Origin of the sequence: Pseudomonas sp. MWU16-30322 (assembly GCF_020515535.1) — a bacterium.
Lineage (GTDB): Bacteria > Pseudomonadota > Gammaproteobacteria > Pseudomonadales > Pseudomonadaceae > Aquipseudomonas > Aquipseudomonas fluorescens_H.
This window is the reverse complement of sequence record NZ_JAIWYL010000016.1, coordinates 110,835-137,212: the sequence shown is the minus strand read 5'-3', so window position 1 is coordinate 137,212 and position 26,378 is coordinate 110,835. Positions and strand designations below refer to the sequence as shown.

The window sequence follows — 26,378 nt, the reverse complement described above, 5'->3', positions numbered from 1 at the left end:
CGCAGCATGTTGCCCAACAACGCCTCTTACCTAAGGATGATGCCTCGCAATGACTGACCCACTTCTTAGATCATCCTCCATGCCTGGATCCCGAATTCGCCCTTCCCCAGCCCCCCTGCTCAATCCAGGCGAGACCGTGGTTCTGTTCGACGGCGTCTGCAAGCTGTGCAACGGCTGGGCGCGCTTTCTGATTCGCCACGACAACCGGCACCGGATGCGCCTGGCGGCGGTGCAATCGCCGGAAGGTCAGGCGTTGCTGGCATGGGCCGGTCTGCCGGTGGATCAGTTCGACACCATGGCGGTCATTCGCGACCAGCATTACTGGGTGCGCTCGGAGGCATTCTTCGAAGTCGTCGCGCAATTGCCTGCCCGCTGGTGGCCGGTCAGACTTCTGCGAATTTTCCCGCGAGCACTCAGGGATTGGGCCTACGACCGCGTGGCACTGAGCCGCTACCGGATCTTCGGCAAGTACGACACCTGCCTGTTGCCCAATCCCGATCACGAACGCCGCTTTCTCAAATCGCCAATGTGAATGCCCCGCTACAACATCAGTTGCAGCCACTGCCCCGGCGTCAGCTTCGTCACCATCATCAAGACAATCACGAACATACCGAGAAAACCGCAAACGCCCATCCAGAACCACTGGCGATAAACGGCCCGGTACTCGTCCGCCAGACGAGTACCACGCGCGACCGCACTCGCCGCCATCCGCTGCAGGCGCTTCTGCAGCACCAGCACTGGCAGCCAAAGCGAGCCCACTATAAAGAAGAGGATCAGCGACATGAGCACCCAATCCGCGGTCAAGGGCAACCCGGTGAGCCTTGTCAGCCAATAACCTGTCGCAATCTGGATAAAACCGGCCGGCGTAGTGATCCAGGCGTCGTAGCGCACCACCATTCGCGCCACATGCGCAATCACCTGCGGATTGGCCGTGCGACTGGCTGCGATCAGGTACAGATAGGAACCCATGCCGAAACCGAACAGGAAAATCGCGGCGATGACATGCACGTACTTCAGGCCCAGATAGAGCATGCTCAGGGCTGCCCATCAGAAAAGTGCACCGCCAGGCTCAGGTTTTGCGGATCGTTGATCGCGGCCATGTATTCGTCGACGTTGATCTCGCCAACGCAAGGACGGGCACCCGGTTCGGGCAAGTAACCTCGGGCGATCTTCACGGCCAGAGCGACTGCGGCACAGCTTGGGATCTCCGGCCCCTTGTCATTCAGCGCGGTCAATTGCGCCGTCATCGACAACGGCTGGTCATTCAGGTCGACACCTTGCACATCTATATACATCGCACTTTTGCCATCGCCGAAACGTTCGAACCACGTCCCCCAGCGATGCAACCGGGCGGCCCACGCCATGTGGTCACGCACCAGCCCCTTCCTCATCGCCAGAGCAAACAGATAATTGGCCACGCCGCCGAGCTTCAGACCAGCCCCGGCCTTGAAGCTCAAAGTGTGCGCACCAAACCGGCTGGCGAAAATATCCATGTCCGGCACATCAACATTGGCCAACGCACGAGTACCAAGATTTTGCAGCTTGCGCAGGGTCAGATCCTCCCACCCCATCACTTCATGTACACGACCATTTCTGAGCTGGCGAATCGGTTTGCCCGCATACGCGAGCACCCCCTCGATCGTCGACAACCCCGGCATCTTCGCTGACGAGGAAATACCGTGTTCGATCGAGTCGATGCGTTTGAACCGATAGCGCTGCTCATCGATGATCGCCGACGACAGCGTCGGCACCGAACTGCAGCCACTGAGGAGGGCGAGACCCGCCTGCCGGGCCCGGGCATCGAGCACGCCGATGCCATTGACGAATGTCCGGCAATCCGCCAGATCGCAATAGTTGACGCCCGCCTCGATGCAGCTCTCGGCCACCGCATAGGATTGCCCCTGAAACGGGCCGCCGGTGTGAATCACCCACTGAATGTTCATCGCGCGCAGAGCCGGGACGAACCCGGCACCCATGGCATCGCCGCACCAGCTCTCGCAGGTCGCGCCCAGCTCAGCGACCTTACGCGCCAGCTTCTGGGGGTCGCGCCCCGAGATCGCCAGTTCGATGCCCGGCGTGTCGATCAGATGCCGACAAACAATACTGCCAAAGTTTCCATACCCGCCAACCACCAACACCCTGAGTACCATCAACGCTTCCCTGAACAATTCAACTACCGACCCATAACCGGGTTCGGCGCAGCTTCCCCGATATCACCGGGCCAGGCAAGTCTGCGCCCATGAGCCGCGATGTAGTAACGTCAGCGCGTCGACAACGGAGGTTGATATGAGCAAACGAATCATCATCATCGGCGCGGGAATCGTCGGCGCGTCATTGGCCTATCACCTTGCCGCGAAAGGTGCAAAAGTGGCTGTGATCGAGGCTGGTGAAATCGCGTCCGGTGCAACGGGCCGCTCCTTCGCCTGGATCAACACTTCGCACGGCGGTCCGGACTCCGTTGCGCCGCTGCGCGCAGCGGCCATCGCAGAATACCGCCGACTCGAATCCGAACTGCCGGGACTGAAGGTGCGCTGGACCGGTGCGCTGTCTTACGGCGATGGCTGGTTTCAAGCACCTTCTATATATAGCGCGCAGATTCTCGACCTTGAACCCAATCTCAAACATCCTCCAGAACGCGCGTTCCTTGCCGCCGAAGAAGGCGCGCTGGATGCCGTGCAGGCAACGCAGGCCTTGATCGCCGGTGCGCAAGACCATGGCGCGACGGTTCTCACACAAACTCCTGTGCTTGGCTTCCGGATTTTGAACGGTCTGGTCACCGGCGTGATCACTGCAACAAGTGAGCTCGATGCCGACATTGTCGTGCTGGCTGCGGGAACCGCGACCCCGCAGTTGGCAGAACAGCTAAGCGTCAACTTGCCCATCGAAGCCTCACCCGCAATATTCATCCGCTACAAAACCCAGCCTCAGCGAGTGAACACGATCATCTCCAGCCCTCACATGGAAATCAGGCAAGACGCCGACGATACGCTGCTGGCGGCGGAAGACTATATAGATGAGACGCCGCAAAACAGCGCGCAAGCCATCGCGCTGAGAACAGCCAAAGCCATCCAGCACGAACTGCACGGGGTGATATCCATCGAGCCGGAGCTGGCGTGCGTCGGCCTCAGACCAATGCCTGTCGATGGCATTCCGCTCATTGGCTATCTGCCGAACATCAGTGGCGCATATGTTTGCGTGATGCATCCGGGCGTGACATTGGCGGCGGTCGTGGGGCGACTGGTGGCCGAGGAGATCGTCGATGGCCGCTTTGCGACTGCGTTGGCGCCCTGTCGGCCAGAACGATTCCAGTAATTCATGCGCGATGACATGTACAAAGCCCGGGTATCCAACGGATGCCTGGGCCTGAATCATTCTCCTCGGCCGTTACGAACGAATGCTATAGGCCAATAGCCGTCGTTTGGGACAGGCAGTTTTCAGCCAAAGGCAGTCGCTCACTGGAGGTAGCTATCGACCATTAGCTGCCGGAAGACTTGGTTGCATACAGGCTCGCAACTCTCTACAGCGATCACGTTTAACGCTCTTTCAACCACCTGATGCATAGCAATCCCTTACCCCGTTGCAAACACCGTTGTTGCCTTAAAGGTTGCAGCTGTATTGATATTCGAAGGGAAAAAAGACGGTGTCGACCACCAAAGAAAACGGCGCGTCGATCAGCAAAAAGGGTATCAGTTTTCCTTTGGATGTACCGACCAACCACCAGTCAAACCGCACGCCGATATAGGGGCATCGGTGCTTGTCATAATCCATACGCATAGCTGTTGCCATACACCCACCCAGACTGGCAGTCAGCACCAGTAAAACTACCCTTCGAACCACGTAACGTCCTTATTACTTCTTTGCACAGAGTTGCATAGACGCTGTTGTGTAAAGTTAGTCACCCTTGGATGGCCACGGTGCGGGCGCTGTGACGCATCAAACAAAAAATACCCATATCCCGCCACGCTGCATTCTTTCCACTCGGCTCGACGTAATCACACGGTGTTGCCTTCCTGATGCGGCAGATTTATCAGGTTTCAGTTCTTCCTGTTTTTACAACAGCGTGAAAAACTGCGCGTTCTTTGTCACTCATTTTTTGCCTGCATTGATGGAACTGCCGATGGACATCATGGATACCCAGCAAGAAAACACCCTCGAAAAGTCACTCAGACTGGCGGCGGATGAACCCGCCCACCGACCTGATTTTTTCAAGACGCTGCTGAATTCGGATATCTACGTCCTCGGCACCGCCGGCACTGGCGAAGGGCAAGTCAACCTTGAGGCAGGCAGCAACATCAGCATTGCGCACTGGCAAAAGCCCGACGGCTCCGCTGTCATCCCGTTTTTCACTTCGCTGCATACGCTACAAAGATCCATAAACAGCGAAGAGTCCTACATAGAGATCCCGGCCAGATCGCTGTTTGAAATCACGCTGGGCACTCCTCTTTTCCTCAATCCAAAGTCTCCCTACGGGAAAGAGTTTTTCCCCGAGGAAGTGCGCTACCTGCTCTCCGATGAGGTCGGCCAGGGACCGGTGCAGCGCACGGTCGAAAAGGACACTCAGGTACTGCTCGGACAGCCGTCGCAATATCCCTCGAAGATGGTCAATTCGCTCACTCAATTACTCGCCAGACATCGCAATGTGAAGCGCGCGTTTCTGGCATTGATGCATGACGCTTCGTCTGACCAAAAGCCTCATCTGATCATCGGGATCGAAGCGGACGGCGATTTTGAACAGGTCATGCGCGAAGCGGGCAGCGTTGCCGGGGACTCTGCTCCGGATGGCGAACCCGTTGATCTGTACCGCGTTCATGACGGAGATTCAGGCCTTAGCGATTACTTCCTCAAGCAAACCACACCCTTCTATGAACGGAAGTCGGCAGGCTGGCTGCGTTCATTGTTTGGTTTTGGCAAAGCATGACACTACACAACACCGGGCTAACCGCAGAACAGGCCTGTGAAATCGTGCTCGGCCTGTCTGATAACGTCATGAGAGACGGTAAGCCTGTGCGTTTTGTCATTCAGTCCTGTGAACTTTCTGCCAACGGTGATTACTGGGTCATTCGCAGTAACAGTGAGGATTACGTCGTCCACGGCATGACGGAGTACTGCTACGTCGGTGTTAACGCGCACTTGATCAACGTCAGGACAGGCGAACATGACACAGTCGTCGGTTGGAGTGTCGATGAGCATCTGCAAGACAAATACGACTTGGAGGCAGCCTCGGGCAAGCCGTATGTACTGATTCCGATAATTGACCGGAGTGACAAAACGGCACTGGTCAACTTGCGTCGAAAACTGCAGTGCACCTACCCTCAAACCCTTGCATTGCTGACGGGAGAACAACGACTTTGGCTCACGGGTAAACGCAGGATCCTTGAAGACGCGCAGCGAATGCTTCTTGAACAGGGCATAAACACCCAAATCGAGTTAGTCGCTGATGCGGGTGAAGCTATCGCGATCGATGTCGAGACCTGGTACACCGAAGCAGTATTGAAGGCTGTGCGCAAAAGGTTGTGCTGAAAGGTTTGAAATGCGCAGAACTCGCACGATTTTCAACGCGAGTGCATATCGTGGTAAATCTCTCACGCCAAAATCCAATTGCCAAGGAAGTCCAATTGCACGACTCCAAATATCTGGAAGACCTCCGCTCCCGCTTCAACGCTGGAGAAGATCTGAACTATGTCTTTTTCTGGGGACACCAGCGAAGCAGGCACGGAGTCACCGCTTCGTGCTTCAGCCAGTGGTTCGAAGCCGAATTTGTTGTCGACGGGAAACGCTACGCGACTGCCGAACATTTCATGATGGCAGAGAAAGCAGCCTTGTTCGGCGATCAGGACATTCGCGCTCAAGTGCTCCAGGCGCCTACGCCCAACGCGGCCAAGGCGCTTGGCCGCAACGTGCGCGGATTCAACGAACACGATTGGTTGCAACACCGGTATGCAATTGTGGTCCGGGCCAACCAGGCCAAGTTCTCGCAAAACCCGGAGTTGAATGCATTCCTCAAGGGTACTGGTTCTCGCATCATCGTTGAGGCAAGCCCGGTTGACAGCATCTGGGGCATCGGACTCGCCCAGGATCACGTAAACGCGAGTAACCCCAACCTGTGGCAAGGCCTGAATCTTCTGGGGTTCGCGCTGATGCAGGTCCGCGACGAAACATGATTCGCCCGTCGCGGTGGCGAACACCGCGACGGGCGAACCGCACAGAAGCCGGGCAACTAACGCGACCGCCCTCTCATGCTCGCTTTCCTTCGGGACGCTCAAACGATGGATGGGGCGACGCACTTCCTGACGCGAAAGCTGGCCGGAGTGAGTGCGGAGATGAACTTGAATGTTCTCGCCTACAACTTGAAACGGGTCATGAAAATCATCGGTGCCAATGGTTTGATGAAAGCGCTGACGGCCTGAAAAAGGCTGATTTTGGCCCATTCCAGAAGCGGCCATCATAGTTCGGATGTCTGTTCCTTGAAGATTTCAAGAGCAGGTTCATCGCCATTAACAGCCGAAGGGAAAGATGAGCAACGAATTCAGTTACGTCTGGTTATTGCCACTGCTTGAAAAGCCTTTCGAAGCGGCGGCAATCGATTTGCCTGACTCAGTAAAAATCTTGCAGAAAAAGCACACGCTACCTGCCCAGATATCGCTGCAACAGTTGGTGCTCACAGCACTGGCTTCACATTCCGAGTACTGGGCAGGATTAGCGCTTCAATGGTTAGAAGATGGCTTTCCTTTGGATTTCGAGCTGACCGAAATGTTGGCTTTTTGCGCCGAGAATAAAGCCCTACCTCAATCTCACCGCCACAGAGCACGCAGACTTGCCTATGCAAAGTAAACGACAGCTTTGGGTCGAAAAGGGCCGCTCGCTATTGGCCGATAGCAGTCGGTCACAAATGGCGGATTTCGGCCCAGATTTTTAAGACAAACGGAAGCAAGTATTCAGCTTACTGTTTGTGAGGTGCATCCCGCAGCAGTCGGCCACTGAGGCGCAGGCCGTCGCGCATATTCAGCCCCATTAATGCGAGATTAGTGACTCCTGCGATCAGTTCGATTACCTGTACGAAGTAAAAACGCGTATCAAAGCTCCCCGCCGACGCCCATTGGTTAAGCACAATGGCGCACGGCATCAGAACCAACAGGCCATTGGCGGCGATGAAAGGCATGCGTTTCTTCTTCAAAGCGAGCAGTCGTCCTTGTCGTTTTCGACTCATTAACGCTCCACTTGCACCGGTCGCAATGATTGCCGGTACCAGTATCCACAGCCCGGGACTCACGATCAGGTGCTTGAGTGAGGCTATCGAGTGTCGGGATCCGATGAGCTCGACAAAAATGGTCGACAGAAAGAAGGTGGCGATGCACAGCAGTGCCAGCGTGCTGGAGATCAAATGCAATCGTCTGAGCATTTATCTAATACCGTAAGACAGTGGGTTAATACTCAAGCCGTGCAGATATTCGACACAGCTACCTTGGTAAACAGATGCGGCATGGCCAAAGCACTTGAGGGATACCGCGCCAGGGCGTTGGCGAACGCTGGATGATTGAAAGCATCGCGGAACCGCTCTACCGATTCCCATACGGCGTAATTCAAGAACATGTTGCTGCCACCGATGGCCTGATGAAGCTGCGTGGAGATGAAACCGGCACGTTGTTTCATCCAGTTGGCATCCAGCTCCCATGCGCAAATGATGTCAGGTATATCGTCTGCGTCGACAGTGAAGAGGTTGATCAATACCACTGGAGCTTCGCTGCACTGCAGCTGTTGAGTGATGGGGACGATCGGATCAATGGGGCGAATGGAAAGCATGGCGGCCTCTACATTGTAATCATGATGACAATTTGGGTTCACGCTCCAAACCTACTGCGATTGACATCATGGTGTCAACGTGGAAGGATTCGCGCCATGAAAAAGACAAACTACACCCCCGCAGGAAGCGCCACGAGCGATCTGGTTCTTGAGATCTTTCGAGCAAGTACACGTCTGCTTACTGCAGGCGATCGACTCGTCGCAGAGCTAGGCCTGACAAGCGCCCGCTGGCAACTACTGGGTACGATTGTGTATGCCGAACGAGCACAACCGGTTTCATGGATTGCTCGCGACATGGGGGCAAATCGGCAAAACGTTCAGCGGATCGTCAACGATCTGGTGAAGGAGGGACTGCTGGAGTTTCAGCCGAACCCACACCACCGCAGGGCGCAGCTGGTTGTACTGACTGAAGCTGGGAGAGAAGCATTCGATCTGGCGATGCAGCTTCAAACGCCTTGGATTAATGAGCTGGCGGAGGGATTGGACATGGATGCTATCCAGACCACCCATCAGGTTCTAAAGCACCTGCGCAATAGGCTTGAGGAAGACCAGGCCGACTGACCCGGCCAGCCTCTGCATGATCCAGCTCGTCAAAAGCTCAGGCAACAAAAGACCGGGTCAGCTTGTAAACAGCGGTTCATGGACGTCCGCTTCATGCCTGAAGCAGCCCCACCCTACCGCCCCGAAAACAACGCCAACCGACAAGCCAAGCCAAAAAACACCACCCCCAACACCTGATTCAACCGCCGCGCGATCCGCGCATTACTCGCCAGCTTGTTCCCAACCTTGCTGGCCAAAACAATCACCGCCCCGTTCACCAGCAATCCGATCACATTCAGGATTGTCGCAAACACCAACATCTGCAGCACCAGCGAGCCTTTCCCCGGATCAATGAACTGCGGAAACAACGCCAGCACAAATAGCGCCATTTTCGGATTGAGCAGATTGGTCACCAATCCTTGGCGGAAGATACGCAACAACGGGGTGGCTGGCAGGGTTTCGTTGGTAGCCAAGGGTGATACGTCGCTGGTGAAGGCTTTCCACGCCAGGAATGCCAGGTACGCGGCGCCGGCGAAGCGGATGATGTCGTAGGCGGCGGGCACGGTGGCGACCAGTTGCGACAGCCCGAGGGCGGCTGCCAGTGCGTGGCAGTAGGTGCCGGCCTGAATGCCGGCGAGGGAGACGAAGCCCGAGGCGCGGCCCTGGCTCAGGCTTCGGGAGGCGATCAGCAGCATGTCCGGGCCGGGGGTCAGGGCCAGCGCGAAGCAGGCGCCGGCGAACAGGAGTGCTACGGAAAGATCAATCATGGGGGGCCTCGGCGTTTTTATTGTCTGGGTCGCCTTGCGGGCGAGTCGAGGCAGTTTACCGAACGGTAAATCCCGTGGGGAGGCTCATTCGGAAAGTGTGATGTCGCGGCCTTTTCGATAGCGAATCGACTACCCTTCGCCACTGAGGCTTCACGCTCGAATGACTACTAAAGGGAATAACCATGTCGATCTACGCAATGACCATCCCTCGTTTCACCCAAATGCTGCGCTCCATGACGGCGATCCTGTCCAAAGGCGAGGCCTGCGCCGTTGAGCGCGGCTATGACCCGCAGGTTCTGCTCGAAGCACGTCTGGCGCCGGACATGCACAATCTCGCCACGCAGGTTCAATACACCTGCACCCAGGCACAGGACACCGTGCAACGGCTGACGCAACAACCGTTGACCAAGCTCACACCGCCCGCAAACATGGCGGCGGCGAAGGCGTTGATCGAAAGAACACTGGAGATGCTGGCGGCGGCGGATCCGGCGCAGATTGACGCAAGCGCTGAGCGGCAGATCTCAATCGAGTTGCCCAACGGCATCGCCTTCGACATGAGCGGCAGCGAATTCGCCGTGGACTGGGCAATGCCACAGTTCTACTTCCACCTGATCACGGCGTACAACATCCTGCGCCACAATGGCGTGCCGCTGGGCAAGGCGGATTATGTGCAGCACATGTTTGCTTATCTGCGGAAGTGATTGCAGGTCAGGCTTCGGGGTCAATCAGGGTTGACCCGGAGCTCTTGCAGAAGAAATTCCAGTGACTCCACCGCACCGTGATGACTCTGCGCCGAGCGCTGCGTATCCCATGACATCGCATCGTCCACGCAGAAATCACCCACGCATTCCACGTTCAGATCCTCATCGAGCAGTCCGAGCGGAATCCACACGTAAGGCGATTCGCGAAGTGGATTCGGCACGGTCGAACCGCACTGTGCGCAGAAGTCGTTCCTGTAGCCGCTGGGTTTGACCCAACTGCTGATCGCGTCCTGCCCTGCCTCCCAGCAAAAATCCCGAGCGTTGACCAGCGTGGCGAGGTTGAACCCGACACCGGTTTGCTTACGGCACAGAGCGCAATGGCAGCGATAGAAAAAGCGCGGTTCCACGGTAAGGGAAAAGCGTACGGCGGCGCAAAGACACTGCCCTGTTGTCATGGGGATCTCCTTCGGACGAGCGCTTGCACATCCATGCTGAAGTTTCTTATGGTCAAAGCCGCATTCTAATGGACCAGATGAAAAACCAAAGTTTTCCGCTCTGCTCTGCATCCGTTTCACTCCCTGCTCCGTACATTCAACACCCTCATTCGAAGGGTCGAAGAATCAAGGAGACGCACCATGCACATGCTCATCAAACGCCTTGCTGTCGCTTGCTTCACCCTGCTCTGCCTCGGCGCCGGATCCAGCTTTGCCGCCGATACCGTGATGGTTGGCGGCGCGGCCATGTATCCGACCAAGACCATCGTCGAAAACGCAGTCAACTCCAAGGATCACACGACACTGGTCGCTGCGGTCAAGGCCGCCGGGCTGGTGGATACGCTCAACAGCAAGGGACCGTTCACCGTCTTCGCTCCCACCAACGAAGCCTTCGCAAAACTGCCCGCCGGCACGGTCGATACATTGGTCAAGCCTGAACACAAGGCGGATCTGACCAAGATCCTGACTTACCACGTCGTCGCCGGCACTCACACGGCCAAACAGCTGATGGACGACGCCAAAATGCACGGCGGCAAAGTGATGCTGAAAACCGTCCAGGGCGAATCGCTGACCGTGATGCTGCACGACGGCAAGCTATGGGTGCAGGACGCCAAGGGCGGCAAAGCTGCCGTTACCATCGCTGACGTCATGCAATCCAATGGCGTGATTCACGTGGTCGATACGGTGCTGATGCCGAATTGACTGGCTGACTTGGCGGGTACTCATCAAAGAGTCCCGCCAAAGTCACGATTGAAAGAACTACCGACTCACGCCGAACGTTTTTCCACCCAGCGCCGATATTGCCGGGTGCGAAACGCCATGGCGATCTGCTGCAAAATCAGCGCCCGCAACGGTGACACGCTCGGATCAGGCTTTTGCGCCCGACTGAGTTTACCCAGCTGAAACTTCACCACCGCCATGTTCGCCAGCGCGGCAATGGCCTTGTTTTTCCAGGTGATCGGCGGCAATTGCGGGGCGTTGTCCTTGCCCTGCTGCCAGTCGCGCGGCAGGTGCGGATCGATAGCCAACGCGGTACCGATGCCGACCATGTCCACCCCACTCTGCACGACGCTTTCGGCAACCGGACGACGGCGAATGCCGCCGGTGACCATCACCGGCATTTTCGCAACGGTCTGAATATCCCGAGCAAATTCGACGAAATAGGCCTCGCGAGCCAGGGTTCGACCATCGCGCGCTTCACCCTGCATGGCCGGGACTTCGTAGCTGCCGCCGGACACTTCCACCAGATCCACGCCCAGACCGTTGAGCAGTTCAACGACCTTTTTCGCATCGTCAGCGGTGAATCCGCCGCGCTGGAAATCGGCGGAATTAAGTTTCACCGCTACGGCAAACTCTGCAGAAACCACCGCCCTGACTGCCTTGACGACCTCGACCAACAACCGCGCGCGGTTCTCCAGTGAGCCACCCCACTCGTCCGTCCTTTGGTTGGTCAGAGGCGAGAGAAACTGGCTCAACAGATAGCCGTGAGCGGCGTGGATTTCCACCCCGGTGAACCCCGCCTGTTCACCCAGGCGTGCGGTATTGGCAAAACGCTGAATGACGTCCTTGATCACACTGGCGGTCATGGCGTGGGGCGTGGCGAAACGCTTGGACAGTTTGCCCAACTCCAGCGGCACTGCTGACGGCGCCCAGGTTTTCTGCCCGAGGCTGGACTGCATCTGGCGCCCCGGATGATTGATCTGCAACCAGAACTGCGCACCGGCAGAACGGCCAATCCGCGCCCAGCGCTTGAACTTGTCCAGTTGTTGATCATCCTGCAACACTACGCCCCCCGGTCCGGTCATGGCGCGGCCGTCGACCATCACGTTGCCGGTGATGATCAGCCCGGCACCACCGTCGGCCCATGCTTGATACAGACGCATCAGCTCCGCAGAGGGCGCCTGGTCGGCGTCCGCCATGTTTTCTTCCATGGCGGCTTTGGCGATGCGATTCTTGATGATCGAACCGTTGGGTAAGGTCAGGGGGTCGAACACATTCATGGGGCAGTCCTCAACTGGAGATGAGGCCACCATAAGATTGAAGTCAACTTTAAGGTCAATAGCCTTTTTTAGCTGACTCGCGCTTCAAAGCGCCACATCGCGACGCTCTGCTGCGCTCACCACACCTTGTTCGCGCAGGCGATTTATCAGCATTTGCGCATTGTCCGCACACGCCACGCCCATGGGCTTGTCTTCAATGCCCTGGATGACGAGCTGAAGTTGCGCTTTGTTCTGCGCCAGGCGTTGCTGCAGGACATCGATTTCTTCGACCTTTTGCTTGAGGCCATTGAGCAACTGCTCGTGCTGCCAGCCACTCGCGTTCATCGGCATCAACTGACGGATTTCCTCCAGGGAGAAACCCGCCGCCTGCGCACCAGTGATGATCTGCAATACCCATTGGGTGTCGGGAGCGTAATCGCGATAGCCGTTGGCTTTGCGCGCGACCGCAGTGATCAACCCGCTCGCCTCGTAAAAACGGATACGCGACGGCGCCAGCCCGCTGATTTTCGCCAGTTCACCGATTCTCATGTCCGACTCCGCAAGAGCGTTAACCTTGAAGCTGACTTTAAACCTGAAGGGGTGCAACAGCCAACACGGCAGATCAAGCCAACAGCTCAGTCATCCACTGCACCTGTCGCGCAACCTCTTCCAGCTTCTCCTCGGGCACAGCCTGGCGCGCCTGTTTGAAGCTGTTCAGGGTTTTCTGTTTCTGCCTTAACGAGCGCTGCCATTTGGCGAGGAATGCCGGGCTGCGCGCCTGCATCTGCAACGGGCCGAAGTACAACTGTTCGGCGCTATAGCTCAGCGGTCCGCAGCGCTCGGCGACGATGATTTCGTAAAAGAAGCGGTTTTCCTGCAGCACTTCCTCGTCGAGGATGCGGTAGCCGTTGTCCATCAGCCATTGGCGCAGGGGTTGTTCGCCGCCGTTGGGTTGCAGGATCAGCCGTTCGTGCCCGCTCATGCGCGCCTTGCCGCTGTCGAGGATGTCGCGAATCGTCTCGCCGCCCATGCCGCAGAGGCTGATCGCGGTAATCCCGTCGGACGGCTCGATCGCCTCCAGGCCGCTGGCCAGACGCACGCTGATGTGCTGCTGAAGTTCGTTGTCACGCACCGTGCGCACCGCGGCATGGAACGGCGTCAACGCCACCTCGCCGGCCACCGCCGCAACGATGGCGCCACGGCGCATCAGTGCCACCGGCAGGTAGCCGTGATCCGAGCCGATATCCGCCAACCGCGCGCCGGCCGGTACATGCGCCGCCACCCGCTCCAGACGCATGGACAATGTGTGTTCGTTCAACTGCCGCCCTCTTCCCCGGCCATCGCCGGCGCTGCTGGCCGGACAAGGGGCGCGACTGTAGCGGGCAATGGTGGGTATTTCAAATTTGGACTGGCGCGGTCCAGGTCGGATTCGGCCTGTCACTGCAGGGCGAGGCATCCGCTATCTTCTTTGCAACCGGTCTACTAACCTGCGCGCAGCCGTACCTCAAAACAACAAACGCATTCATGGAAGACATCAACCTTGAAAACAGCTCTCGGCGCCCTGCTTCTGATTGGCCTCTCCACCAGCGCACTCGCGGACTCGCACCCCATCGGCTTCCACAGCACAACCCTGCCAGACCCGCAGCGGCCGCTGGAAATGGTTGTCTGGTACCCGGCGACGACCCATGCAACCGCGCAAGTGATCGACGACAGTCCGGTGTTCGTCAGTGCCTCTGCCGTGCGCGATGCGCCGCCGACTGCCGGCGAGCACCCGCTGGTGGTGCTTTCCCATGGTTATCGGGGCAACTGGAGCAACCAGATGTGGCTGGCCAGTGCCTTGGCGGATCAAGGTTACATCGTCGCGGCGGTCAACCATCCCGGCAGCACCACCCATGATCGCAGTCCGCAAGCAGCGGCGCAGTTGTGGCAGCGGCCAGTTGATCTGCGGCGGGTCATCGAAGCCGTTGTGGCGCAGCCGGGAAAATTTGGCGCAGTGGCGCCGCAGCGGATTGTCGTCGTCGGTCATTCGCTCGGTGGCTGGACGGCTCTGGAGATCGCCGGTGCACGCTTCGACCCCGAGCGCTTTGCCGAGGACTGCAAAGCCCATGCGCAGCTCGCCAGTTGCAACGTCTACAAAAAGATGAACCCCGCCAGCACAGCGCAAGCCAAAGCCGACCTCGCTGCCGACCGGCGCTACGAACAGGTCAGCGCCATCGTTTCGCTGGACCTGGGCCTGTCACGCGGCATGACCGACGCAAGCCTCGCGGCGCTCCCCGTACCGGCACTGGTGATTGCCGCCGGCGCACCTTCCGAAGATCTTCCGGCGCAACTGGAGTCCGCCGATCTGGCCAAACGCTTGCCAGCGGCCACCACGCGTTATGTCGAGATCAACGACGCCACCCACTTCAGCTTCACGTCGATCTGCAAACCGGGCGCGATCGAGATGCTCGAGGAAGACGCACCGGGCGATGGCGTCATTTGCCAGGATCGCGACAATGCGCGACCGCGTGAAGTGATCCAGCAGCAGGTGGTGGCGCTGATCAGCGATTTTCTGGCGACGTCGAAACCATGATCCGGGCAGCCGTTTGATCCTGCATCGCTGCAAGCGACTCGCCAAATCGCTCCGAGCCGGTTTTAATGCGCGCTTGATGGGCATATGCCCGGCTCCCCTTCACCGAGTAGAAACATGAACCGCCAAAAGAAACTGCAGCAGTTGTTCAAGGAAAAGGCCAAAAAGGCCAGCGCCAAACTCGCGCCGAAAAAGCCCAAGTACATCAGCAAGGCTGACCGCGCGAAGATGGCTGCCGAAGCGGCGGCAGAACCGGTTGAGAGCGGCGAAAACGCTTTATAAAAACGCTGAAATATTGCTCATTGCCCGCGTGACGTAGAGTTCTTTCTCGCCAACCGGTGCCACGTAGTGAAGCGCGCTGCGTGCGGCCTCCAGACCGGCAAGACGGGCAATGAACCAGGCCGCCAGGTACTGCGAAGACAAGCACCCGCCTGCGGTGGCGACATTGCCATTGGCCACGAACGGCTGGTTGAGCACGGCAACGCCAGCCTCTTCCACCCAGGGTTTGCTGATCAGATCCGTACAGGCCGGTACCTCGCTCAGCAGGCCGAGCTTCGCCAGAATCAACGTGCCGGAACACTGGGCACCCAACAATTGGCGAGCCGGATCAAGCTGCAGACGCGACATCAATTCGGCATTCGCCACCACGTCCCGGATCATCCGCCCGCTTCCCACCAATACCGCGTCCGCGTCGCACGCCTCCTCCAGTGACGCCTGTGCCTCAATCAACAGGCCATTCATCGAGCGCACCTTGTCCGTGGGACTGGCGACAGACACGCGCCAACCGGGCTGTTGGACCCGGTTGAGAATGCTGAACGCGATCAGCGAATCCAGCTCGTTGAAACCTTCAAAGGTCAGGATGGCGATGTGCATGATGAGCCTCGAGATTGATGGACGATGCTGCATCGTAAGAGCAGAGAATCACGACAATCAAAAAATTGTCATGGCTACATTTTCAGCTGTAGCCGAGGGGCGCTGTAGCTTTCAGCCAACGCCTGTAGGACAGTTACCTGCATCGAATGATGAAAAGGCCAACACCCCCATGAAGCCGCTGGATCTGACGCGTTTCGACCTCAATCTTCTGGTGGTGCTTGAAGCGCTTTGGGCGGAAAGGCACGTCGGTCGTGCGGCGCAGCGACTGCATTTGTCGCAGTCGGCCACCAGCCATGCCCTGTCGCGTTTGCGCACGGCATTTGATGATCAGTTGTTCATTCGCAACCCTCGCGGCATGGCGCCGACGCCGCTGGCCATCGAGCTGATGCCCCGAGTGGGCGGCGGTGCTCGAGTCGGTACGGTTGGTCGCCAGCCCACGGGGGCCGTTCGATCCGGCGCGTCTGCAGGCGACACTGGCGGTGGCGGCCACCGATCACGCCGTGCTGACCGTCGTCGCTCCGGCACTGGCGAAAATTCAGTCGGCAGCGCCGGAGGTGGTGCTGAAACTCGGGCCGGTGGATGGCGAATCGGCGATGCGCCTGCTGGACGCCGGCGAGATCGACCTGGTGCTGGGTTCGGGTTCGTTTGCGCAAGTGCCGCAACGCTTTGATTGCCAGCTCGCGCACAAGGAGCGTTTTGTCGGCATCGCCCGCAAAGGGCACCCGGCATTGGTCAAACGCGGCAAACATCTGCATATGGAACTGGATGACTTCACTCGCCTGCCGCACGTTCTGATTTCGCCCCGTGGCGACGCCCGGGGTGCTGTCGATGACGCGCTGGAACAGCTCGGTCGCAGGCGCAAAATCAGCGTCACCTGCCCGAGTTTTCTCGCAGTGCCATTCATGGTTGGCGCATCGGAATCGATTGCCGTGGTCGCCGAACGTGTCGCCTTGCAGATGCAGGAAACCGCACAACTGAGCATTTTCGAATTGCCCCTGACGCTGCCCACCTGGGAGGTCTTTGTCGTCCGCGCACGCGGACGCGCCAACGAGCCGGCGGTTGAGTGGATGACCAGAATGCTGATCGCCGACTGACGATCGATCTCGTGCATCGAGAGGCTGCGCCAATGCCATTGGATCGCAGGCCTCAGTCCTCCTAGAGTGCGGACATCCGTTCAACACGCCAGGAATACTCATGAAAACCGAGCCCACGCTGGTCATGGTCCCTTGCTTCGCCGGTGCGCCGTGGCAGCTCGACTCTCTCACCCACTTGCAGCACCGCGCCATGCGCACGTTGCGCTTACCGGACGACGTCGGTGACCTGGAAAAACTCGCCAACTTCATCATTGATCAAGTGAAAGATCTTGAAAGCTACGTGCTGGTGGGCGACTCCTACGGCGCGGTCGCGTCGATCGCGGTCGCCACACGCCAGCCCAAAGGCCTCAAGGGCCTGGTGCTGTCCGGCGGTTTCGCCAAAAGCCCGATCACCTCGCCCCTGCTGAAAACGTTGGCCGCACTGGCACCGTTCTTCCCCGGACCGTTTTATCGGCAGACGACCCTGCGCTTCCACGCCGGGCAACTGGCTTCGTCGTTCGACAAGGAAGGTGAAATCCCTTGGTCAGCCGCCAACAGCCGCGCCTTCTTCATCAAACAAACCCCACACAAGGCCTATGTCAACCGCGTGCACTCGATCAAGAAAATCGACTACACCGCCCTGCTGCAAAAGATCGACGTGCCGACGCTGATCCTGACGCCCGAAGAAGACAAGCTGATCGGCAAAGAGGCGGCGGGGATTCTGCTGAGGGGCATAAAGGCAGCGCAGGAAGTCGTCATGCCGAGAACCGGGCATATGTTCAGATTCTCGCATCCGGCGGCGTATTCGCTGCAGGTCAGGAAGTTTCTGCAGCGGGTGGCGCTTTGAGTGTATTTGGGCCAGTCAGATGCTGCGCGGCATATCGATCCGAATTGCCGTTTATTGTTGCAGCCACTAGCCTCACCAGGTCAAAAGCGTAAATCAGAGACCAGCATGACCGCACGCCCCGCCACGGATAGCGACCTGACAGCCCTCTTCGACTTGCATCGAGCAGTCTTCCGCGAACACATCGAAAAAATATGGGGCTGGGATGAGAGTTGGCAACGCGCAAATTTCGCAGCGGAATTTGCATGCACAGCCACTTCGGTTTTTGAACAAGGCGGCCGGATTATTGGATACGTGCAGATTCTGGACAAAGAAGATCGAATCCATGTTCAGAACATCGCTATTTCGCATGAGTACCAAGGCAAGGGCATCGGCTCGCGCATTCTAAAGAAGCTCCAGCTGCAAGCCGCTGCCCGCCAGGTGCCCTTGCAATTGGGCGCTTTTCGCACGAATACTTTGGCGCAGAAGCTCTACGAGCGACTGGGCTTTCGCCGAACTGGCGCAACAGACACGCATATCGAAATGTCGTGGACAGCGACCTGAGACCGGGCACCTGACAACAGCAGTCGTGATCCGAATCCATCCGTGAAAAAGATCTTCCCTGATTCAACCTATAAGGACATAAAATGCCACGCTCTCTGCAATTCGAACAAGTCGATGTATTCGCCGATCAACCCTACGAAGGCAATGCACTGGCAGTGGTGGTGAATGCCGATGAGCTGACAACCGAGCAGATGCAAGCGTTTGCCCGCTGGACGCAACTCAGTGAGACCACTTTTCTACTGAAGCCCGAAACGCCGGGAGCGCATTACCGCGTACGTATCTTTACACCGCTGCGCGAGCTGCCCTTCGCTGGCCACCCCACCCTGGGCAGCTGCAAAGTGTGGCTGGCCCACAACGACAACCCTGAGCATGTCGAGATTATTCAGGAGTGCTCGGCAGGTTTGATTCGGGTACGCAAGCAAGGCCCGCAACTGGCCTTCTCCGCGCCACCGCTGGTGCGCAGCGGACCGCTGGAGGCAGTGACATTACGCCTGATCGAACATGGCCTTGGCCTCGCCGCCGGGCAGATCCGCGCGAGCCAATGGGTAGACAACGGCCCGGGTTGGGCGGGCGTGTTGCTGGCGAGTCGCGAAGAAGTGCTGGCGATCAAGCCTGATTACGCGGCGCTGCAGGGGCTGAATGTCGGCGTTATTGCGCCGTGGTCGGGGTCTGAAGCTGAAACGGACGTGGAAGTCAGAGCCTTCATCGGCGAGGAATGCACCGAGGACGCCGTCACTGGCAGCCTCAATGCGAGCCTGGCTCAGTGGCTGATCGGCGCGGGTATCCTCAGCGAGCGCTACACCGTCAGCCAGGGCACCACCATGGGCCGCCGCGGCCGACTGCACATCGAAAGCGTTGACGGCACCGTCTGGGTGGGCGGAGCCGTTCAGCACTGCATTTCCGGCCAGGTGGTCTTTTGATGAACCATGGAATCCGGGGTGATTAATCCCGCGATAACCGCTGCCCCGTGCCGGAATCCAAGACACTCAAATATGCAGCCAGGCCAGCGATCCCAGCATGACGCCGACACCGGCGGCACCAAACGACACGCGCCGCAGCCATTCCTTGCGCGTCAGCAAGGTAATGGCTGCCAGTGAAATGGCGATTTGAATCGCGGTCATGGCCTGGGCCCAGCGGTGATGCTGGTGCAGCACCTGCTCAGATTTTTCCTCCCACTCGCGCGCCTGTTGCTCAAGCACTTCGGCCTTCTTGCGCGCCTCCTCTTTCTGCTCCCCGTAGCGTCGCGCCTCGGCAGCATAGTGGGCAGAATCCAGCCCCGGCAGATGGCTGGCCAGATCCGACAGGTTCTGCCGACTGGACTTGGCCTGGTAGTAGTTCCATTCGTTGGCGGCTTCGGTCTTCTGGATAGCGGCGTTGTTTTTGTCCATGGCCGCTTCACTCTCTGTCGAGCCGGCCTGATAACTCATCAGGGCGCCGACGGTCGCCATGATCGCCGTCATCACCGCAATCTTGCTGGCAAAGCGATCGCCCTGTGCATGGGCATGATGGGTGGTGTGCTCGATATGTTGCTCGTGGGGGCTGGGGACTTCGAACTCTTCAGGCATGGTTGTCGAACTTGGATGGGTAATTGGAGATGGGCGGCATTATGAGGACAACCACAGCGAAACACGCAAGCCACTCTGCGAGCCCGCCCTGCTCACCTGAAATTTTCCGCCGTGCCCGGTTCGATCACCTAACCTCATAGATTGTGTGATCAACGAGAACCGGCCCCTCTCATGCGCAACACATTGAAGTCATTGTTTTTTGTCGCGCTGACCGTGCTTGTTCCAAGCGGCTCGGCGCTGTGGGCGGCGGATTTACCGGCGCCCACAGCGACCACTGCGGCACCGCTGGTGGAAGTCTCGCAGAGTGATCTGCAAGCCCTGCAAATGCGCCTCGACGGGCTGAAGCAGCAGATTTCCGCCGCCAACAACTACAACCAGCTCGAAGGCCCGCAAGACCGGGTACAGACGTTCATTCTGGACATCGATCGGTTATCGGCGGCGTTGTTGCCGCAGCAAGCTCAATTGACGGTGCAACTGGGGGTGCTCGGCGCAGCGCCGGATACGCAGATCGCCGCCGAACAAGCGGAAATCGCCGCACAACGGGCGATGCTCAGCGAACAGAAAAACAAGGTCGACGCCACGCTCAAAAGCCTTGCCGCGCTCAAACAAAGCGCGGCTGATCTGATCACGCAAATCGCCGGCATCCGCCGCACGCTGCTTGAAAGCGAATTGACCCTGCGCACCGACAGCGTCCTGAGCCCTGACTTCTGGTCGCCATTGGTGTCGCCAGAGCCGGATGACCGCCAGCGCCTGAATTTTTTCATCAATCAGGTGAACCTCACCTGGGCCACGGTCTGGGCGCCCGGGCAGCGGTTTTTCACCTGTGTGCTGGTGCTGCTGGCGCTGGCTTTCTGGACGCTCGGCCGGCGACTCGCCGAGCGCGGCCTGACCTGGGTTTGCATCCACCGCATGCCGGAGGGGCGCCTGCGCCGCAGCGCGCTGGCGTTCGCCTCGGCGCTGGCGACCCTTGGCACCACGGCCATCGCCCTGCACCTGCTGTTTTACGCCTGCACCCGCCACGAACCACTGACGCCAGTGCTGCAGACTTTTTCCGAGGAATTCGAAAAAGCCGTCTACGCCTGCGTCCTGATCACCGCGTTGAGCCGCGCACTGCTGTCGACCAAACATCCCTCGTGGCGGCTGCCGGCGATTGCCGATTCGGTGGCACTGGCGTTGCGGCCCTATCCAAGGATTCTCGCGGCCATCCTGCTGGTACTGGTGACGCTGGTGCAGGTCAGCAACGCCACCGGCATGAGCAGCCAGATCGTGATCGCACAACGTGGGGTGATTGCCATCGTGGTGATCATGATTCTGGTGCCGCTGCTGTTGCGCGTCGGCAGAGTGCGCAAGGCGTTGATCAGCGCCAATGAACCGGAGGCCGGCAGCACATTTGCCGGGGCGATCTACAGCATCGCCACGGTGTGCATGTGCGTGTCGGCGCTGGCTCTGCTCACCGGCTACGTGTCGCTGGCTCGTTTCGTCACCTATGAATTGGTCTGGGCCTATATCGTGTTGGCCGGGTTCTATTTGCTGGTGCAGGTGGTCAAGGACGCCTGCGAATACCTGTTCTCGCCGCGCTACTCGGCCGGCAAGACCATCAAGCAGACCCTGGGCATGGGTGACCGGCGGCTGGAGCAGATTTCGATTGTGCTGTCCGGTGCCAGCCGCGCCGGGCTGCTGTTGCTGGCGGTGATTACCCTCTTCGTCGGCGGCATCGGCACCACGTTCGGGCAGTTGACCAGCAATGTCCTCGGCATCCTTGGCGGCGCCGGGTTGCGCAAGCTGAACATCGTCCCCGCGCATTTGATCAATGCCGTGCTGGCACTGCTGATCGGCATCTACCTGATCCGCGCCCTGCGCCGCTGGCTCGACAACGAGTTCCTGCCCAAGACCGACATGGACCCGGGCATGTGCGCGTCGCTGAGTACGCTGTTTTCCAACATCGGTTATGCCACGGTCATCCTCCTGACGCTGTCGTCGCTGGGCGTGCGCTGGACCAATCTGGCGTGGATCGTCAGTGCGCTGTCGGTGGGGATCGGCTTCGGCCTGCAGGAGATCGTCAAGAACTTCGTTTCCGGGCTGATCCTGCTCACCGAGCGCCCGGTGAAGGTCGGCGACCTGATCAGCATCAGCGGCGTCGAGGGCGACATCCGCCGGATCAACGTGCGCGCCACGGAAATCCAGCTCAGCGACCGCTCCATCGTCATCGTGCCCAACTCGCAACTGATCTCGCAGAACCTGCGCAACGTCACCCTCGGCGGCAGCGCCCAAGGGGTGGCGAGCCTGGAGCTGATGTTCCCGCTGGACATCGACCCCGAACAGGTCAAGGAACTGCTGCTGAACACCTACCGCGAAAACGAAAACATCCTCGACAAACCGGCGTCGTACGTACGCTTCAGCAAACTCTCGCCGGATGGCATCACCTTGACGGTGACCGGCTACGTCGGCAGCCCGCGGATTGTGGGCGGGACCAAGAGTGATCTGCTGTTCGAGATTCTCAAGCGGCTGGGGGATGCGGGGATTGCGCTGGCGAAACCAGCCTCCGCCCCGTAACACCCCCCCCCTGTGGGAGCGGGCTTGCTCGCGAAGACGCCGGCACAGGCAAAATCTCCGACAACTGACACACCACTTTCGCGAGCAGGCTCGCTCCCACAAGGGGTTCTGCGCTAAAAACAGAATGCATGCTTGTCATTAATCCATTGTGGGAGCGGGCTTGCTCGCGAAAGGCCTCAGGCCGGCGCCCAGCGCCGATGCAGCCACCGCGCAAACGCATCCAGCGCAAAGCCCAGTACACCGATCAGCAGCACCATCGCCATCAGTTCCGAATACGCCAGCCGATCTCGCGTATCGAGAATGAAGTAGCCCAGCCCGGCGCTGACGCCGAGCATTTCGCACGGCACCAGCACGATCCACAGAATGCCGATCGACAGCCGCACCCCGGTCAGCACATGGCCGAGTACGCCGGGCAGGATCACTTTGCGCAGGGTTTCCCAACGAGTGGCACTGAGGCTGCGACTGAGTTGCAGCCAGCGCGGGTCGAGCTGGCGCACGCCGGCCACGGTGTTGAGCAGGATCGGCCACACCGCAGCGAAGGTCAGCAGGAAGTAGATCGGCTGATCACCGACGCCCAGCAGCATCACCACCACCGGCATCCACGACAACGGTGAGATCATCCGCAGAAACTGAAACGCCGGCGTGGTCGCCGCTTCCAGATGCCGGTAGCTGCCGATCATCAGGCCCAGCGGCACGCCGATCAGCAGCGCCAGCAACAGGCCGACCACAATCCGTTTCAGGCTGACCAGCACATGCTCGTACAGCTCCGGGCGCAGCAGCAGTTCGCCGAGGCTGGCCAGCGTCGCCTCGGGTGAAAAGCGCAACGCCAGGCTGTCGTTGCCACCGAGCAGATGAACGCCCAGCCACCACAGCAGCAACAGGCACAACAGCCCTGCTACGCCCAACAAACCGTGCACGGTCGATGAAGATCGTTGACGCATCAGAGGCTGAACTCCTCGCTGCGTTCGAAGCTTTCCGGCAGGCCGAAGGTCTGCATGCCACCCACCGCCGCAATGGCGTTGCGCACAAAGCGGTCGTCCACCAGATCTTTAGCGGTTTGCTGCGGATCGAGGCTGGCGAGGAAGCCTTTATCACCCTCGATCAAGGTGTCCTTCAGACGCTTGACCAGTTCTTCGGTGTAACTGGGGAACGGGTACGGCTGAAAGTCGATGCGCTGCTCGTCCCACTGGCTGTGCTGGATCGCGCCGCTGGCCAGGTATTGCTCGCGGTCGCTGGTGGCCGGCGACAGCACCCGGTCGAGCACCGGTTGCGCGTGCGGCGTGTAGCGATTGGCGCCGTCCTTGGACAGCAGTTTCGCTGCCTCGGCGCGGTTGTCGCGGGTCCAGACCTGCGCCTTGACGATCGCGTTGACCACTTTCTGCGACCACTCGGGACGGTTGTTCAGATCCTGCTCATGCATGAACACCACGCAGCAGGCGTGATTGCGCCAGACGTCGCCGGTAAAGCGCTGCACGCGGCCGACCTTGAGCTCCTCGGCCAGGGCGTTGAACGGCTCGGCGACGATGTAGCCGGCGATGCGTTTGCTCGCCAGGGCCGGCGGCATATCCGACGGCGGCAGCACCAGCAGATTGACTTCGTTCGGCGCCAGCGCGGCGCTCGCCGACTTGCTCACCGGCACCAGTCCGTGGTCGCGGAACAGTTGCTGCACCACCACGTTATGAATCGAATACCAGAACGGAATCGCCACCGATTGCCCGCCCAGTTGCTTGACCTCGGTGATGCCCGGCGCCACGGTCAGACCCGAGCCGCCGACGTGGTTCCATGCCACGACCTTGGCCGGCACCTTGCTGCCGTAGCGCGCCCACACGGTCATCGGCGACAGCAGGTGAATCACGTTGACCTGTCCGGAAATGAACGCCTCGATCACCTGCGCCCAACTGCGCAGCAGCACCGGGCGTTCAGCCTGAATGCCTTCGGCCTCGAACAGGCCATTGTTGTGTGCGACCAGCAACGGCGTGGCGTCGGTGATCGGCAGATAACCGATGCGCACTGGCGCGTTCGGCTCGGCAGCGGCGCGCGCGCTGAGGCTGTTGAGCAGCGGCAACGCACCGCCGGCAGTCAGCAGCGCGCTGAGTTTGATGAAGTCACGACGTGTGTGAGTGAAGTCGTCCAGGCACATGGTCAATCTCCGACGTAGCGGGCACAGGTTGAGTGAGGGGGTTGCGGCTCGCCCGCCGAAGGGTTTTGAGGATGTCGATGCGCAGCGCGCCCAGTTCCTCGACCAGCTCGGCACGCGGCTGAGGCAGGTCGATGCGCCACTCGCCGAGGATGTGCGCCGGGCTGTTACCCAGTAGCAGAATCCGCTCGGAAAGCAGCAGGGCTTCGTCGATGTCGTGGGTGATCAACACGGCTGCGGTGTGGTGCTCGGCGATCAGTTGTAGGAGCAACTGCTGCATGTCGGCGCGGGTGATTTCATCCAGCGCGCCGAACGGTTCATCGAGCAACAGCACCTGCGGCTGACGGGCCAGACAACGGGCCAACGCGGTGCGTTGGGCCATGCCGCCGGACAACTGCGCCGGGTGCTGCTGACGTGCATGTTCGAGGCCGACCGCAGCGATGGCGTGGTCGATCCGCGCCTTGCGCTGCTCGGCCGTCAGGTGCGGCTGGCGGGCGAAGTCGAGGCCGAAGGCGACGTTCTTTTCCAGGGTCAGCCACGGCAACAGGCTCGGGTCCTGAAACGCCACCGCCACCCGTGGATGCGCGCCGGTCAGCGGTTCGCCAAGCAGGCTCACCCGCCCCTGTTGCGGCGCCTGCAAACCCGCCAGCACTCGCAGCAGACTGGATTTGCCGACACCGCTGGGGCCGAGAATGGTCACCACTTCACCGGGCTGCAATTGCAGGTCGAAGTGTTCCAGCACGGTGTGCCAGCCCTGCTCTCGCGGGTAGCCGAGGCTGATGCCGTGCGCCTCCAGCAACGGCGCAGTCATGCCGTCGCTTCCCGTTTCTGCCGCTGCAATTCGGCGCGAAGTTGCACCAGGCTTGGGGTGACAATCGGCACGAACGCCGACTCGCGCCAGCGCCGGGCGAAACCACTGCCGTGCTCCGTCAGATAGGCCTTGCCGCCGCTCGATTGCAATTCCAGTTGCACGGCATTGGCGGCGGATTCGGCCAGCGCGATGCGGATCTGGAACAACGCGCCCGGCTGGGTCAGGAAACGTCCGTCGTGCAGGCCCTGCTTGAGCGCGTCGACGGTCTGCGCCAGTTGCTCGCGTTGTTCCTGCAACGGCTCCAGCAGGATCGAGCGCCCGTCCTGCAAATGTCCTTCGACCTCGGCCAGTGCCCGTCGCGCCAGACCGATCGCCATACCGCATTGCAGACCGAGAAACGCCGGGCGCACCGCTGGCAGAAACTTGCGTGCATCTTCATGCAGCAACCATTCGCGAGCGACCGCCACTTGGGCAAAATCGATGGCGGCAGTGTTGCTGGATTGCAGTCCCATCAGTTGCAGGTCGGCGGAACGTTGCACACCGGCCGCGTCATCCGCAATCGCCAGCACGAACGGCGAACCGCCCTCCTCGTGCTCGATCGCCGCCGCCACCACAAAACCGCTTTTGCGCAGATTGGTGACCCAGTGCAGGCGCCCGTTCAAGGTCCAGCCGTCTGCGGTGTGGGCGGCGCGCACTTGCAATGCCTCGATGCCGGACAGGTACTTCATCGCGTTGGACAAACCGGTGGCGCCGGCCAGCTCTCCACTGAGCAGCGACGGCAGCAGTTTTTCCCTCAGCGCAGCGTTGGGACTGTGCAGCAGATATTCGATAAAGGCCCGTTGGCCCCAGAACACGAACGCCGCCGCCAGTGAATGGCTGGCGACAGCGGCCAGGGTTTCCACGGCATCACTGACGTGACCGCCGCTGCCGCCCAGCGCCGGGCTGATGCCGACGCGCAGCACCTCGGCTTGCGCCAATTGCGTCAGCACCTGCTGCGGATCGCCGTCGCCCGCATCCAGTGCCTGGGCGTTGTGTTCCAGCCATTGAATCAATGCCGGATTGAGCATGTCGTTTTTCTCCTTTTTACGCAGCCGCATCAACCATAGACGACGCTGCCGGAACCGCTGGC

At 59.6% G+C, this 26,378-nt stretch carries 32 protein-coding genes and 1 pseudogene; 17 read left to right on the top strand and 16 right to left on the bottom strand.

Annotated features, from left to right (window positions below; all coding sequences use genetic code 11):
* The first annotated feature begins 79 nt into the window (after positions 1-79).
* Positions 80-532 carry a thiol-disulfide oxidoreductase DCC family protein gene (locus LCH64_RS27120; protein WP_226501850.1) on the top strand — a complete coding sequence of 151 codons (453 nt, stop codon included), beginning with the start codon at positions 80-82 and terminating at the stop codon, positions 530-532.
* 8 nt (positions 533-540) lie between these two features.
* Here the strand turns inward: LCH64_RS27120 and LCH64_RS27115 are convergent, their stop codons facing one another.
* Both LCH64_RS27115 and LCH64_RS27110 read right to left on the bottom strand, forming a co-directional pair.
* Positions 541-1,032 carry a DUF2269 domain-containing protein gene (locus tag LCH64_RS27115; RefSeq protein ID WP_226501849.1) on the bottom strand — a complete coding sequence of 164 codons (492 nt, stop codon included), beginning with the start codon at positions 1,030-1,032 and terminating at the stop codon, positions 541-543.
* 2 nt (positions 1,033-1,034) lie between these two features.
* Positions 1,035-2,150, bottom strand: a complete 1,116-nt coding sequence (locus LCH64_RS27110) for a saccharopine dehydrogenase NADP-binding domain-containing protein (protein WP_003224326.1) — start codon at positions 2,148-2,150, stop codon at positions 1,035-1,037.
* A gap of 136 nt (positions 2,151-2,286) precedes the next feature.
* Here LCH64_RS27110 and LCH64_RS27105 point away from each other — a divergent pair, with 136 nt between their 5' ends.
* Positions 2,287-3,312, top strand: a complete 1,026-nt coding sequence (locus LCH64_RS27105; protein WP_226501848.1) for an FAD-binding oxidoreductase — start codon at positions 2,287-2,289, stop codon at positions 3,310-3,312.
* Between the two features lie 285 nt (positions 3,313-3,597).
* Here the strand turns inward: LCH64_RS27105 and LCH64_RS28410 are convergent, their stop codons facing one another.
* Entirely contained in the window at positions 3,598-3,837 is a 240-nt protein-coding gene (locus tag LCH64_RS28410; protein WP_315975165.1) for a YceK/YidQ family lipoprotein, read from the bottom strand.
* Between the two features lie 64 nt (positions 3,838-3,901).
* Between LCH64_RS28410 and sseB the strand changes: the two genes are divergently transcribed.
* From sseB to LCH64_RS27080, 5 genes and pseudogenes are all read left to right on the top strand, one after another.
* Positions 3,902-4,918, top strand: a complete 1,017-nt coding sequence (sseB, locus tag LCH64_RS27100; protein ID WP_226501847.1) for an enhanced serine sensitivity protein SseB — start codon at positions 3,902-3,904, stop codon at positions 4,916-4,918.
* A complete protein-coding gene (locus tag LCH64_RS27095) occupies positions 4,915-5,520 on the top strand; it encodes a hypothetical protein (RefSeq protein WP_201137854.1) in 606 nt (201 codons plus the stop codon). Before sseB ends, LCH64_RS27095 begins: the two co-directional genes overlap by 4 nt.
* Before the next feature lie 95 nt (positions 5,521-5,615).
* A complete protein-coding gene (locus LCH64_RS27090; protein ID WP_226501846.1) occupies positions 5,616-6,161 on the top strand; it encodes an NADAR family protein in 546 nt (181 codons plus the stop codon).
* Between the two features lie 88 nt (positions 6,162-6,249).
* A pseudogene (locus LCH64_RS27085) lies at positions 6,250-6,407 on the top strand (IS5/IS1182 family transposase); the annotation flags it as partial.
* A gap of 106 nt (positions 6,408-6,513) precedes the next feature.
* A complete protein-coding gene (locus tag LCH64_RS27080) occupies positions 6,514-6,831 on the top strand; it encodes a hypothetical protein (protein ID WP_226501845.1) in 318 nt (105 codons plus the stop codon).
* Between the two features lie 109 nt (positions 6,832-6,940).
* On the opposite strand, the gene LCH64_RS27075 is transcribed toward LCH64_RS27080, so the two are convergent.
* Together LCH64_RS27075 and LCH64_RS27070 are read right to left on the bottom strand one after the other, a co-directional pair.
* Positions 6,941-7,399: a hypothetical protein gene (locus LCH64_RS27075; protein WP_226501844.1), complete on the bottom strand. Its 459-nt coding sequence runs from the start codon at positions 7,397-7,399 to the stop codon at positions 6,941-6,943.
* 32 nt (positions 7,400-7,431) lie between these two features.
* Complete coding sequence (locus LCH64_RS27070) at positions 7,432-7,800, bottom strand: antibiotic biosynthesis monooxygenase family protein (RefSeq protein WP_226501843.1); 369 nt, start codon at positions 7,798-7,800, stop codon at positions 7,432-7,434.
* Positions 7,801-7,896: 96 nt separating this feature from the next.
* On the opposite strand from LCH64_RS27070, the gene LCH64_RS27065 reads away from it, so the two are divergent.
* Positions 7,897-8,361, top strand: coding sequence for a MarR family winged helix-turn-helix transcriptional regulator (locus LCH64_RS27065; RefSeq protein ID WP_226501842.1), 465 nt, complete (start codon positions 7,897-7,899; stop codon positions 8,359-8,361).
* 113 nt (positions 8,362-8,474) lie between these two features.
* Here LCH64_RS27065 and LCH64_RS27060 read toward each other — a convergent pair whose 3' ends face one another.
* Positions 8,475-9,107 (bottom strand): LysE family translocator, encoded by a 633-nt coding sequence (locus LCH64_RS27060; protein WP_226501841.1) that lies wholly within the window; start codon positions 9,105-9,107, stop codon positions 8,475-8,477.
* Between the two features lie 182 nt (positions 9,108-9,289).
* On the opposite strand from LCH64_RS27060, the gene LCH64_RS27055 reads away from it, so the two are divergent.
* Complete coding sequence (locus LCH64_RS27055) at positions 9,290-9,808, top strand: DUF1993 domain-containing protein (RefSeq protein ID WP_226501840.1); 519 nt, start codon at positions 9,290-9,292, stop codon at positions 9,806-9,808.
* Between the two features lie 20 nt (positions 9,809-9,828).
* Here LCH64_RS27055 and LCH64_RS27050 read toward each other — a convergent pair whose 3' ends face one another.
* Positions 9,829-10,263: a GFA family protein gene (locus LCH64_RS27050; protein WP_226501839.1), complete on the bottom strand. Its 435-nt coding sequence runs from the start codon at positions 10,261-10,263 to the stop codon at positions 9,829-9,831.
* A gap of 180 nt (positions 10,264-10,443) precedes the next feature.
* On the opposite strand from LCH64_RS27050, the gene LCH64_RS27045 reads away from it, so the two are divergent.
* Entirely contained in the window at positions 10,444-11,004 is a 561-nt protein-coding gene (locus tag LCH64_RS27045; protein ID WP_003224301.1) for a fasciclin domain-containing protein, read from the top strand.
* Between the two features lie 65 nt (positions 11,005-11,069).
* Here LCH64_RS27045 and LCH64_RS27040 read toward each other — a convergent pair whose 3' ends face one another.
* The 3 genes from LCH64_RS27040 to LCH64_RS27030 form a co-directional block, all read right to left on the bottom strand.
* Positions 11,070-12,302, bottom strand: a complete 1,233-nt coding sequence (locus tag LCH64_RS27040) for an NADH:flavin oxidoreductase/NADH oxidase family protein (RefSeq protein ID WP_226501838.1) — start codon at positions 12,300-12,302, stop codon at positions 11,070-11,072.
* A gap of 84 nt (positions 12,303-12,386) precedes the next feature.
* Positions 12,387-12,830 (bottom strand): MerR family transcriptional regulator, encoded by a 444-nt coding sequence (locus tag LCH64_RS27035; protein WP_226501837.1) that lies wholly within the window; start codon positions 12,828-12,830, stop codon positions 12,387-12,389.
* 73 nt (positions 12,831-12,903) lie between these two features.
* Positions 12,904-13,599, bottom strand: a complete 696-nt coding sequence (locus tag LCH64_RS27030; protein WP_226501836.1) for a tRNA (adenine(22)-N(1))-methyltransferase TrmK — start codon at positions 13,597-13,599, stop codon at positions 12,904-12,906.
* A gap of 222 nt (positions 13,600-13,821) precedes the next feature.
* On the opposite strand from LCH64_RS27030, the gene LCH64_RS27025 reads away from it, so the two are divergent.
* On the top strand, positions 13,822-14,853 hold the full coding sequence (locus tag LCH64_RS27025; RefSeq protein WP_226501835.1) for an alpha/beta fold hydrolase: 1,032 nt from the start codon (positions 13,822-13,824) through the stop codon (positions 14,851-14,853).
* Between the two features lie 114 nt (positions 14,854-14,967).
* Positions 14,968-15,132 (top strand): DUF2986 domain-containing protein, encoded by a 165-nt coding sequence (locus LCH64_RS27020; protein WP_103486024.1) that lies wholly within the window; start codon positions 14,968-14,970, stop codon positions 15,130-15,132.
* Here the strand turns inward: LCH64_RS27020 and LCH64_RS27015 are convergent.
* A complete protein-coding gene (locus tag LCH64_RS27015; protein ID WP_226501834.1) occupies positions 15,127-15,723 on the bottom strand; it encodes a DJ-1/PfpI family protein in 597 nt (198 codons plus the stop codon). The two genes, LCH64_RS27020 and LCH64_RS27015, sit on opposite strands and share 6 nt — an antisense overlap.
* A 404-nt stretch (positions 15,724-16,127) precedes the next feature.
* On the opposite strand from LCH64_RS27015, the gene LCH64_RS27005 reads away from it, so the two are divergent.
* The 4 genes from LCH64_RS27005 to LCH64_RS26990 all read left to right on the top strand — a co-directional run bounded on the left by LCH64_RS27005 (position 16,128) and on the right by LCH64_RS26990 (position 19,103).
* Positions 16,128-16,817: a LysR substrate-binding domain-containing protein gene (locus tag LCH64_RS27005; RefSeq protein ID WP_226501833.1), complete on the top strand. Its 690-nt coding sequence runs from the start codon at positions 16,128-16,130 to the stop codon at positions 16,815-16,817.
* A 100-nt stretch (positions 16,818-16,917) separates the two neighbouring features.
* Positions 16,918-17,643 (top strand): alpha/beta hydrolase, encoded by a 726-nt coding sequence (locus LCH64_RS27000; RefSeq protein ID WP_226501832.1) that lies wholly within the window; start codon positions 16,918-16,920, stop codon positions 17,641-17,643.
* 105 nt (positions 17,644-17,748) lie between these two features.
* Entirely contained in the window at positions 17,749-18,183 is a 435-nt protein-coding gene (locus LCH64_RS26995) for a GNAT family N-acetyltransferase (RefSeq protein ID WP_103520442.1), read from the top strand.
* Between the two features lie 83 nt (positions 18,184-18,266).
* The gene (locus LCH64_RS26990; RefSeq protein WP_226501831.1) at positions 18,267-19,103 is read left to right on the top strand and encodes a PhzF family phenazine biosynthesis protein; all 837 of its coding nucleotides are present in this window, start codon (positions 18,267-18,269) and stop codon (positions 19,101-19,103) included.
* Between the two features lie 66 nt (positions 19,104-19,169).
* Here the strand turns inward: LCH64_RS26990 and LCH64_RS26985 are convergent, their stop codons facing one another.
* A complete protein-coding gene (locus LCH64_RS26985; RefSeq protein WP_003224278.1) occupies positions 19,170-19,748 on the bottom strand; it encodes a DUF4337 domain-containing protein in 579 nt (192 codons plus the stop codon).
* 171 nt (positions 19,749-19,919) lie between these two features.
* Between LCH64_RS26985 and LCH64_RS26980 the strand changes: the two genes are divergently transcribed.
* Positions 19,920-22,301: a DUF3772 domain-containing protein gene (locus LCH64_RS26980; RefSeq protein ID WP_226501830.1), complete on the top strand. Its 2,382-nt coding sequence runs from the start codon at positions 19,920-19,922 to the stop codon at positions 22,299-22,301.
* A gap of 176 nt (positions 22,302-22,477) precedes the next feature.
* Here the strand turns inward: LCH64_RS26980 and LCH64_RS26975 are convergent, their stop codons facing one another.
* From LCH64_RS26975 to LCH64_RS26960, 4 genes are read right to left on the bottom strand one after another with little or no spacing between them, the layout of a single operon-like run.
* Positions 22,478-23,242: an ABC transporter permease gene (locus tag LCH64_RS26975; protein WP_003224271.1), complete on the bottom strand. Its 765-nt coding sequence runs from the start codon at positions 23,240-23,242 to the stop codon at positions 22,478-22,480.
* Positions 23,242-24,441, bottom strand: coding sequence for an ABC transporter substrate-binding protein (locus LCH64_RS26970; protein ID WP_226501829.1), 1,200 nt, complete (start codon positions 24,439-24,441; stop codon positions 23,242-23,244). The genes LCH64_RS26975 and LCH64_RS26970 overlap by 1 nt, the downstream gene beginning before the upstream one ends.
* Positions 24,407-25,249 (bottom strand): ABC transporter ATP-binding protein, encoded by an 843-nt coding sequence (locus LCH64_RS26965; protein WP_226501828.1) that lies wholly within the window; start codon positions 25,247-25,249, stop codon positions 24,407-24,409. The genes LCH64_RS26970 and LCH64_RS26965 overlap by 35 nt, the downstream gene beginning before the upstream one ends.
* Positions 25,246-26,316: an acyl-CoA dehydrogenase family protein gene (locus LCH64_RS26960; protein ID WP_226501827.1), complete on the bottom strand. Its 1,071-nt coding sequence runs from the start codon at positions 26,314-26,316 to the stop codon at positions 25,246-25,248. The genes LCH64_RS26965 and LCH64_RS26960 overlap by 4 nt, the downstream gene beginning before the upstream one ends.
* Positions 26,317-26,378 lie beyond the last annotated feature (62 nt).